Source organism: Desulfopila sp. IMCC35008 (assembly GCF_010646885.2).
Lineage (GTDB): Bacteria > Desulfobacterota > Desulfobulbia > Desulfobulbales > Desulfocapsaceae > Desulfopila.
On sequence record NZ_CP050700.1, the window covers coordinates 4940964 to 4952878 of the forward strand.

General features: G+C 55.0%; 2 protein-coding genes. Both read right to left on the bottom strand.

Annotated elements, in window-relative coordinates:
- Window position 1 precedes the first annotated feature (1 nt).
- Window positions 2-8671: a non-ribosomal peptide synthetase gene (locus GA520_RS21240; RefSeq protein WP_304511255.1), complete on the bottom strand. Its 8670-nt coding sequence runs from the start codon at window positions 8669-8671 to the stop codon at window positions 2-4.
- Window positions 8668-11868, bottom strand: a complete 3201-nt coding sequence (locus GA520_RS21245) for a non-ribosomal peptide synthetase (protein WP_163340981.1) — start codon at window positions 11866-11868, stop codon at window positions 8668-8670. The genes GA520_RS21240 and GA520_RS21245 overlap by 4 nt, the downstream gene beginning before the upstream one ends.
- Between the last annotated feature and the right edge of the window lie 47 nt (window positions 11869-11915).

Consider the following 11915-nt stretch of genomic DNA (forward strand, 5'->3'; position numbering starts at 1 on the left):
ATCAAACCGGCTTATCAGGATGACCCTCTAGAAATTCGGCCAACACCGGAGCCAGTTCGGCAACTCGTGGCTGCTGCAGGATTGAATAATGATCTCCTCCCAGATCATGAACCGTGACCTGTTGGGCCGCAAACTGTTGCCAGCCAAGGGTAGCATCAGACGGACGAAGAGCTGCTGCCTCACGAGAGACAAACAGCAGGACCGGGCCGCCAAAGCGTTGGTGTTTATGATGACTGACAATCCGCCCATTGTTGCGGATCAGCTTCAATAGTCGATGCACCCGGCCCGTATCCAGGTCAGGGGGCACCAACCGGGCCTCCCGTGCCTCCTCGAGCAGGTTCTCGATTTGCTTTTCTGCAGGGAGGTCCGCCAACCTTTGCCAGTCAATATCCAGACCTGCCCCGACTATCTCTTTGAGCAGATCGAGGTTATTCGGTTCGGGCTCAATTCCATCTGCTTCCGCTATCAGGCAATCAATCAGCACCAGACAAACATGCTCTTTTTCCTTATGTAGGCGACAGGCCACTGCATGGGCGACATGACCACCAAATGACCAGCCAAGAAGTCGATAGGGGCCACGCGGCTGGTGACGGCGAATAGCCGCCAGATATTCTTCAGCCATGGCATCTACCGTAGGTGCAGGCAGCTCACCTTCTTCCAGACCACGCGCTTGCAGACCATAGCAGGGTTGGTTGCTGCCAAGTTGCCGGGCCAGTCCCTGATAACAGAGCACCGTTCCTCCACCTGGATGGACCATATAAATCGGTAACCGCTTCCCGCAGGACTGGAGTGGCACCAGAAACGCCGAAGAAAGCTGATGTTCACCCCGTTTCAGAAAGAGGGCCATTGCCTCGATGGTGGAATATCTCATGAATTCTGACAGGGAGATATTCCGACCAAAAGTCTGCTCCATACGACTCAGACAACGCAGCGCAAGCAGGCTATGACCGCCTGCTGCGAAAAAATCACTGATGACGCTGACCCGATCCTGCTCCAGCAGTTCCCGCCAGATATGACTCAGTGCCAGCTCGACGCGGTCACGCGGCTCAACAACCTGGTCCTGATCCAGTTGCGGTTCACTCCCCGGCTCAGGGAGACGGTTGCGGTCGATCTTGCCGTTGGGGGTCAGAGGCAGCTGCTCAAGCAACACGAAGCGTGCCGGGATCATATACCCCGGCAGGGTCCTGCCCAGATAAGTGCGGAGATCACTGGAGGATGGGGGTTCCAGGCCGCTCTCGACATAGGCGATGAGTTGCACTTCATCACCAAGCTGCCGGGTGGTTACCAGACACTGACTCACTGCCCGATGGCCGACCAGGGCAGCTTCGATCTCCCCTAATTCGATACGGTATCCACGCAGTTTCACCTGATGATCGAGCCGGCCCAGAAAGATCAGCTGGCCATCACTTGCAAAGCGCACCAGATCACCGGTTCGATACAGCCGGCCAGCTCCGTTGGGATTTGCGATAAAACTCTCGGCCGTCTGCTCCGGCCGGTTGATATACCCTCGCGCAAGCCCTGCACCACCGAGACAGAGTTCACCGGCAGCACCGATGGGCACCGGCCGTAATCGGGAATCCAGGACAGAGGCGGTCGTTTGGCTGATCGGCACTCCAATGGTGGGCTCGCCGCTAAAGCCACGCTCCAGCCTCACCCAGGTCGAGTAGGTGGTGTCCTCGCTCGGGCCGTAGAGATTATAAACCGCCTCTACCTCGCTGACGGCGAATATTTCCCGGACCAGAGCCCCCTTGAGCGGCTCACCCGCCAGATTGACGGTACGCACTGTCTCCGGGATTGCCCGATGGCGGACCAGTTCGGTCATCACCGAGGGCACGGTATTGATCAGACTCACCGATACCTTGTTATCTTTCAGCGACAGACCGTTTTCCACAAGCACCACACAGCCGCCACGGCTCAGGGGAAGGAAGATCTCGAAGACTGAGAGATCGAAGCAGACCGAGGTAGAGGCCATCACCCGGCAGAGCTCATCTTCGCTATAGACTCGACCGGCCCAGTCGAGCAGGGCGACGACGCTGCGGTGTTCGATGGCCACCCCCTTGGGCAGACCGGTGGAGCCGGAAGTATAGAGGATATATGCGAGATCGCTGCTGCTCCCCGCCTGGGAAAGCGGTGCCATTGGCTCATGTTCCTGCTGGTCGTCGAGCCAGAGGATCGTCCGTTCCTCACCGTCCAGCAGCCCCGACAGGGAATCCCTGAACTGCCTGCGGCTTACCACGATACTGACTTCGGCATCCTGGAGCATAAAGGCCAGCCGTTCCCTCGGATAGGAGGGATCTAGGGGCACATAACAGCTGCCGCTTTTTAGAATGGCAAGCAGGGCAATGATGAGTTCGGGGCTACGATCACAATAGACCCCCACCCTCGCCTCAGCCCCAGCACCGGCCCCCTGCAGCTGGCGGGCTATCTGCTCTGCAGCCCTGTCCAGCTGTGCATAACTGAGGACCTGTCCGTCGCACTCCAGGGCCGGAGCTTCAGGGCTGTGCCTTACCGCGGCTGCAAACAGCTCCTCGATCCTAAGGGCAGTATCGGCAGACTCAGCCGGATGGGACAGCGCATTCCAGTCGGCCAGCTGAGCCTCCTCTTCAGGACTGATGAGGTTCTGCGCGACCAGAGGTTTACCCTGGCAGCGGCTGAATTCCAGGAGAAGAAAACGCAGATGGTTAATGAAGCGATCAAGATCACCACTGCAATAATAGCCAGGTATCGTGGAGAGGTGCATTACCAGCTGGTCTCCCCCACCGACGATCAAAGTCAGAGGATAGTGCGTTCGTTCCTCCCCCCTTAAGCCCGTAAATTGCAACCCGGCTGTCTTCTCCCCTGTCGCACTCAAGGTGGGATAATTTTCAAAGATAAGCAGACTGGCAAAGAGTGGCTCCGGCCTTGAGATATTGCATAAGCTCTGCAAATCGGTCAATGCCATATAGCAGCTTTCCTCACGCTGGTGCTGACGCTTGTGCAAATGGCGAAGCCATGATCCCAACTCCTGCGACGGGTGCCATTCTACTCGAACCGGCACAGTATTGATGAAAAGGCCAATCATATCTTCCACCCCGTCCAGTTCCGGACTACGCCCGGAAAGAGTGGTGCCGAAGAGGACTCGATCCTCTCCACTGTATGTCCCGAGCAGTAGCCCCCATGCTGCCTGGAAGATAGTATTCAAAGTAACTCGCTCTTGCCTTGCCAGGTCCTGCAAACGCCTGCTTACTTCCCGGCCCAAGGAGAGTTTCACCTCCGTCCCTTCCATGATCGCCTCGCCCTGGGGCAGTGGCGTCGGGGCTGAAAAACCCTCCAGCTCCTCTCGCCAGAATTCGACCGAAGCGGCATCATCGCGCTGCTTAAGCCAGGCAATATAGTCGGCGTATGGTCTGGGAGCCTTCAATGAAGAGTCAAAGACCTGGTAATGGTTCAGCAACCTTTTCAGCAATAATGGCAGCGACCAGCCATCAAAGAGGATGTGATGGCAACTGATGAGCAGGGTTGCCTGCGTTTCCCCAAGAAGGATCAACTGGCAGCGCAGTGGAACTTCTTTTTCCAGAACGAAACCTCTGACCCGGTCCTCCTGCTTGAGCAGCTGTAACCGTGCTCCCTGCTTGCTCTGGTGAAGATGACGCCAGTCAATTGTCTGCCAGGATGGTTTGCCCCCCTGGAGAACCAACTGCAAGGGTTTTGCCAATTCCCGCCAGAAGAAACGGCTGCGGAGTACTCCGTTCTCGGCCACCAGCTGGTCCCAGGCCCATTCCAACTGTTGCGTGTCTAAGCTCCCTTCAAGCTGGAGTTCGAACTGTTCAAAATAAGGTCGGCCCTCCAGTTCCTGCAGGGAATGGAACAGCATCCCCTCCTGCATCGGCGACAGTGGATACAGGGCCTCACAGCTCTGGCCACCCTTTACCGTTTGCCCAAGCAGGTGGTCAAGCTGTTCCTGGTCCAAACCAGCCAAGGGGAAGTCTGCGGGTACGGCGATGTCAGTCTCCGGCAATTGGCTGAGTGTTGCCAGATCCTGCAACACCTCTTCAAAGATCCCTGCCAACTCAATGATGTTTTCCCGTGCATGCAGATTTCGACTGTAACTGAAATCCATGACCAGCTGCCGGTCAACCAGCATACCACTGATAATCAGCACATGACCACGCCGACGTTCCAGAGCCAGTGGGTGCCCCGGTGATTCATCCGCCACCTCCATCAGAGGAAATGTCCCCTTCCCCTTATCCTGCTGGCCAAAATAATTGAAACTCACTTCCGCCGTATCCAACTCCTCCAGCTGGTTTTGCAGTTTTTTATCTGGAGAAAGAAAGCGGAGGAGGCCGAAACCAATCCCCTGACGGGGAATACTGCGGAGCAGATTTTTTATCTTCTTCAGGTCCTGTAGCAGCCCCTGGCCTGTGAGCTCAACAGGAAACGGAGCAAGACTGGTAAACCAGCCGACAGTGCGCGACAAATCGATATCCTCAAACAGATCTACCCTGCCATGACTCTCGATATCGATGAGCAGCCGCCTGCAGGTTGACCATTTCTGCAAAGCCAAACCAAGTGCAACGAGGAGGATTTCATGGGGCCGCATGGTAAAACACCAGCCCATATCTCCCAGCAGCTGGTGACTAAGATTCGGATCAATAATGTGTTGCAGGTGCTCCTCGGAAGAAATGGTGTTTTTGTCTGGACCAACGATAAAGTCCCGCGGCAGCGGTTCACTGCCGCCAGCAAGAATATCCAGCCAGAATTGACGCTCCGCCTGTTCTATCCTGCCAGCACTGTGCTGCAGCCGTCCGGCCCATTCAAGGTAAGAACTGCTCTTCGCTGGCAACTGTGGTTGCCGCCCGGCTGCCAGCTCTTCATAGAGATGCTGAAAATCAACAAAGAGAATCTTCCAGGAAACCGCATCCACCAGCAGATGATGGATGACAAAGAGTAACCGGCCCTGATGAGAGGCTCCGTAATCGAAGTAGGCCACCTGGATAAGCGGTCCTCGTTCGAGATCAAAGCCTGCCTGCAATCCATTGCAGATCTCGTCCAGCTTCGCCGGTTTCTCCTCTGCTGAATAAAGGCTCAGGTCGTAGATGCTGAACGGCAGCACCGCTGCAGAATCTGATTCACTGGCTTGCCATCCCATTTCAGTTTTGACAAAATGATGGCGCAGGACATCATGGTGCTCCATGAGACAGGTCAAGGCCTGCTCCACCAGCTCAGGCTGCAGGGATTCTACCACCTTGAAGAGAAAGGAATGGTTGAAATGATGTTCAGCCGGACTCTGACGATTGAAAAACCAGTGCTGGATCGGGGTTAACACCGTCTTATCGAGAACCTGCGTTCTCTCTACCAACGGCTGCTGCCGATCGCTCTCGGTCACGCAACGGGCCAGCTCATGTATGGTCTGGTGCTGAAAGAACTGCCGGGTAGTCACCGTCAGCCCCTCCTGGGCGGCCCTGGCAACAATCTGGATACTTCGTATCGAATCTCCCCCAAGCTGGAAATAATTATCATGGATACCGACCTTATCCAGCCCCAGAACCTCAGCCCAGCAACGAGCCAGGATCTGTTCTGTGGCCGTGACAGGTTGCCCCGCCTTGATCGCGTCATCTTGCCTGGGAGACTCGGGCAACGGCAGATTGCGATAATCGATTTTGTTGTGTCGGGTCAAGGGAATATCTGTCAGCGGCATAAGGCCTGCAGGGATCATATATTCCGGCAAGTGAACACGAAGATATTGATACAATATATCTGGAGATATCTCATCATCTGCCGGAATGTAGTAACCGCACAGCTGCCTTGTTCCCGCCGGAGTACGATAGGTCTTAACCAGGGCTTGACACACCTGGGGGTGCTGTCCAAGAACAATTTCAATCTCGGCAGGCTCAATACGAAAGCCACGCAATTGTATCTGCTGGTCGATCCGGCCGAGGAACTCCAGGTTCCCATCTTCTCGCAGCCGCGCACGATCTCCGGTCCGATACAACATGCCAGGCCCGAAAGGGTTGGCAATAAATCGTTCTGCCGTGAGATCCGGGCGACGATGATATCCCAGAGCCAATCCTTCACCTGTAAGGCAGAGTTCGCCTGCCATACCCATGGGAAGCAGCCGCATTCTGCGATCGAGGATGCAGACACCGGTATTGGCTATAGGGCGCCCGATTGGTGGTACTCCACGTTCTCCTGTTCCCGGCTGGAGAACAATGGAGGTGGCAACCACTGAATATTCACTTGGCCCATAGTTGTTAACCAGCTGGAATGGCAAACCTGCCGGTGGATAATGGTGGAGCCGGTCACCACCCGTAAAAAGGAACTGCAGGCAACAGTTTTCAGGCCAGGGCAGCTGTACTGCCTGCTCGGCAAGCGGAGTCGGCATAAAAGCATGAGTAATCCCCCGCCCTGTCAATCGCTGCACCAGACCGGCAAGATCCTCAATCTCGGTATCCTCGAAAATACTGAGTCCGGCTCCGGCCGCCAGGCATGGCCAGATTTCCCAGATCGAAGCATCAAAGGCGGGCGCAGCAAGCTGGGAGAGCTCGCTTTCCGGTTCGATGCCAAAGGTTTCAATATGCCAGTTGATGAGATTGTTGAGGCCACGATGGGGAACGACCACCCCCTTCGGTGTGCCGGTTGAACCAGAGGTGTAAATCACATACACCGGGTCATCTACAGCGGCTGGAGGTGGCTGCTGAAAGACCAGCTCGGTCCCCTCATCCTCTTCCTGATTCAGGGCCATCCGCTGAATCGAAGCAGGAAGATTATGGGACCGGTTGGATATGACATGCTGAACTCCGGCATTATCAAGAATTGCAGTCAGCCTTTGGTCGGGATGTGATGGATCCAGTGGCAGAAAGGCTGCGCCGGTCTTGAGGATCGCTAACTGGCCGATCACCAGGGCAGGGCTGCGCGGGAGGATCAACGCTACTATCCCGCCTGGACCGACGCCCTCTTGCTGCAGCCGTATTGCCAGCCGAAAGGCTCGCTGCTCCAGCTCACCGTAACTCAGACTCTGGCCGCGGTAACGCACAGCAGGTCGCTGCGGCCTTATTCGGGCATGGGCTGCAATCCGCTCCACCAGCTTCAGGGTGTAATCGCTCCGCCCTGTGTGTAACTGCGCTTTTGTCTGCCTGGCCTCTGCTTCGGTCAGGAAAGTGAGGTCAGCAAGAGGATTGTTCGGGTATCTGGTTACTTGACCAAGGAGCTGGAGGAAATGATCACAGATTCTGTTTATTGTATTCGGAGTAAACAGCAGGGCATTATACTGGAACCGTCCGTGAAGAAGAGACCCTGCCTCTTCCATCACCAGAATCAGGTCGAACTTGGCTGCAACACTCTCCGGGGTAAGGGTCTTAAATTCCAGCCCTTCCAGGGATTCTCCACTGTCCGCCCCGTGCTGCAACACAAAAACACTTTGAAACAGGGGCGTATAGCTGAGATCCCGTTTCGGGTTAAGGGCATCAACCAATTGTTCGAAGGGCAGGTCCTGATGTCCATAGCCTTCAAAAGCGACCTTCCGCACTTGTTCCATGAAACGGTGGAAGTCGCAATCCTGCTCAGGTTGTAGGCGCAGGCAAAGCATGTTGACGAAAAAGCCTATCAACCCCTCTATCTCACTGCGATTACGATTAGCGATGGGAGTACCGATCACCAGATCATCCTGACCGGAATAACGCTGAAGCAAAAGGGCAAAAGCTGCTATCAATGTGATAAACAGGGTGGAACCACTGCTCCGGCTTAATGACCGCAGTTGCCGGGTCAGCCCTTCTTCCACCGTAAAGCTGTGCAGTCCCCCATCGAAACCACGGGCTGCGCCCCGGGGTCGGTCAGTGGGAAGATTCAACAGTTCGGGAGCACCGCTTAATTGTTCGCGCCAGTATCGAAGCTGCTCGGCAAAGACCCGTTGTTGCGCCTCCGCCCGCTGCCACAGGGCAAAATCACTATACTGCACAGGTAGCGGTGCCAATGGGGAGGCATGCCCCTGACTGAAAGCCTGATAGAGAGTGACAAATTCGTGCAGCAAAATCCCCATCGACCAGCCATCGGCTGCAATATGATGCACGGTCAACAATAGCAGACGCTGTCCGCCGCAGATGCGGAGTATACGCACCCTCAGTAGTGGCGGTTGTCCCAGATCAAAGGGTCTGGTTGCCTCTTCGTTTGCCACCCGCTGCATTGCCTGCTCAGGCGTTTCTCTTTCCAGGACAGTCAACTCCTCTATGCTCACGAGGTTGGAGAGGACAGCCATGGTATGAATGCGCTGGCGAGGCTGCCCTTCCTCAACGACAAATGAGGTGCGCAGTGTTTCATGTCGATGTACAATCTCATGAACGACACGACTGACAATATCCTCATTCAGATCTCCGCACACCAGCATAGCCAGGGGGATATTATACACCGCTCCCGGCCCCTCCAGCTGCTCGAAAAACCAGAGCCGCTGCTGAGCAAAGGACATCGGCAGCGATTGCTGGGAACGCCGCTGTGGTCGGATAAAGGATGCCTCAGAACCAAAGGAGTAACCGCCGCTGCGGAGAAATTCGATCAGTTTCGGTTTGGCCAGGCCCAGTTGCCGGCGCAATGAAGAGCTCAGGCTGCCTTTTGGGGCACGAACCACCAGCTGATCACCGTCAAGCCGCAAACGAACACCACAGCCCTTAAGTTCTCTTAATAACTCTTCAATCACTATCATAAAATAAACTCTTCCTCATCACCCGATTGCTCCGCAGTAGTTGTCAACCGCAACATATCGATATGGCGAGCCAGGTCGATCAGGTCCGGTTTTTCAAACAGTAGCTTGAGAGGCAGTTCCACATGGAGCCTGTCACGGATGCGGCTTATCACCCTGGTGGCAAGCAAGCTATGACCGCCGAGGTCAAAAAAGTTCCGGCAACTGCCGACATTTTCCAGGCCGAGCACTTCACACCAGACTGCGGCAAGAGCCTGCTCTGTCTCACTTTGAGGCAAGACGGAGTCATCAGCTGCACTTTCAACATCCATGGCCGCCAGCAGATGCCGATCAATCTTGTTATTACGGTTTAAAGGGAGACGTTCCAGCCAATGGAAGGCAGCAGGCAGCATAAAAAATGGCATCTTCTCCTTCAGTCCGAGCCTCAGACGTTCCTGCCAGGGCTGATCAATACCGACAGCAGGATCAAGCACGACAAAGGCCACCAGTTTTCCCTCCTTATTGTCTCCATTATGCAGTACCACTGCACAGTCGGATACGGTCTCTAGAGAAAGAAGAGCCATTTCGATCTCGGCTGGCTCAATCCGGAAGCCGCGGAGTTTGATCTGCTGGTCGGCCCGACCGAGAAACTCTACGCTGCCGTCACGGAGATATCGTGCCAGGTCGCCACTCTTGTACAGACGGCCGGGACCAAAAGGATTGGTAATGAATCGCTCCTGGGTAAGCTCTTCCCTGTTGAGGTATCCAAGGGCCAGCCCGGGGCCGCCGATATAAAGTTCCCCTGCAATACCGATGGGAACCGGTTCCCTTTCTTCATCAAGAATGAAGAGGCTTGTATTGGCAAGTGGACGGCCAATGGGGATGGTTCCAGCCTGAGGAGCGACGGTCCGCACCTCCTGCCAGGAGGCAAAAGTAGTGGTTTCTGTAGGACCGTAGACATGGAGCAGTCGTTCTGGTGCACCTTGTTCAAGAACCCGACGCACTCGTTGCGGGTCAACTGCCTCCCCACCAAACAGCAGACAGCGAAGACCTGAGCAAGCTTCCGGACAACTATCGGCCAGCTGGTTGAACAGAGCTGTTGAAAGAAAAAGGATATCGATTTTTCGATGCGAAAGTTCTCGGGCCAGCTGTTCAGGGTCGAGCAGTACTGTTTTTTCAATAATAACCAGACAACCACCATTAAGCAGCGGTCCCCATATTTCAAAGGTAGCAGCATCAAAGGCAGGTGATGCTGCCTGCGCCACTCTGTCACCCGGTGCTATCTGGAGATAATCACTGCTGCGCACCAGTCGATTCACAGCTCGCTGCGGTATCACCACTCCTTTGGGAGTACCGGTGGAGCCTGAGGTATACAGAATATAGGCTGGCTGGTCGCCACCACTCGCCACAGAAGGGTTATCTGCACCGGCTTTTTCTGGTTCGGCTTCCAGTGCATGGAGGTCAAACATTGGGATATCAATGGGGATAGGAAGCAATGGATATGTCTCCGGGACATAAAGTAGAAGAGCCGGACCGGCATCCTCGAGTATTACGTGCAGACGGGAGGGTGGAGAATCACAGTCCAATGGCAGATAGATGCCACCTGCCTTGAGCACAGCAATCATGGCCACAATCAGCTCCACCGAAGGCCGAAGACAAAGGGCCACCGGCTCTCTCACCTGCAGTCCCTGATCCAACAACCAATGAGCCAACCGATTAGCCCTCACATTAAGCTCATCATAGGTCATCACGGAATCTCTACAGACGATGGCTATTTCCTGCGGTCGCAGCGATGTCTGCTCCTCGAACAACCGGGTCATCGGAATGTCGGCGTCGAAATCCGACGATGTCTGGTTCCAACTGTAAAGCAGCCGCTCTCTCTCCTGCTTGCTGATCAGCTGCAGATTCTTGAGTTCAGTTTCGGGCAGCTCGACAATTTGCTGCAGCAGCCGCTGGAAATGGCAGCCGAACCGTTCAACCGTGTCCGGTTCAAAAATATCACTGTTATACTCGAAAACCCCGGTGATCCTTGAACCGTTTTCCTGCATGAGCAGGCTCAGATCAAATTTTGAGGTATTCTGCTCAAGCAGCATCGGCTCAATGTGCAGACTGTCGAGCTGTAACTCACTGGTCGGTGTATTCTGCAGAGCAAATGTTACCTGAAACAAAGGAGAGTTTCTCAAGTCACGCTCGGGCACCAGGGTTTCCACCAGTTTTTCAAAAGGAAGTTCCTGGTGAGTAAAATCTTCGATACAGTTCTTTTTAACCTGGGAAAGCAATTGTATGAAGGTCGTCCCGGCTTGGATGGTGAGCCTGAGCGGCAGCGTGTTGACGAAAAAACCGATCAACGGTTCAAGTTCCTCTCGGACCCGGCCTGCCACCGGGGTGCCGATGACCAGATCCCTGGCACCTGTGACACGCTCCATCAACACGGCAAAGGCGCTCAGCAGCGTCATAAACAGGGTGACACCCTGCTCCCGGCTCAGCTGGCGAAGAGCACTGCTCAGTTCCTCCGACAGGTTGCAGGACACCTGACCACCACGACCACTCTGCTGCTCAGGCCGTAACCGGTCAGCGGGCAGCTCAAGAAACTGGGGTGCCCCCTCAAGCCGCCTCTGCCAGTAATCAAGTAGCTGCTGCAGCCGTTCACCCTGCAGCGTTTCTTCCTGCCAGGCTGCGAAGTCAGCGTATTGAACCTCCAACTCCGGCAGCGCCACTGTCTCTTTAAGGCTGCAGGCGTGGTAATTATAAGTCAACTCGTTGATAAAGACGCCCATGGACCAGCCATCAAAAATAAGATGGTGGACAGTGAAAAGGAGTACATGCTCCTGCTCCTTGAATTGTAACAGGTCCAGGCGCAGCAGCGGTCCCCGGCGTAAATCAAAGGGTTCATTTCGCTGTTGATGAGCAAGCTTTTCCAGGGCGGCCTGCCTGGAAAGATCATCCAGTGAGCGAAGATCGTGATAATGGAGGAGATCCACGGCCTGTTCGCTTATGAGCTGGCACGGTACTTCGTCAATGAGATCGAAGGTGGTGCGGAAAATCTCGTGCCGTTCCTGAATAGCCAGAAGTGCCTGCTTCAGTGCTGCACAATGCAGTTTGCCATGTAGGCGAATGGCATGGGTGATATGGTAGACAGTCGCCAGAGGATCGAGACGCTGCAGGAACCAGAGACGCTGTTGCGCCGAGGACATAGGAAAAACAAAAACTTCTTCAGCCATGGAATATCCTGTTGATGCAAAGGTTACGTCTTAGCCGGGCCGCCCCG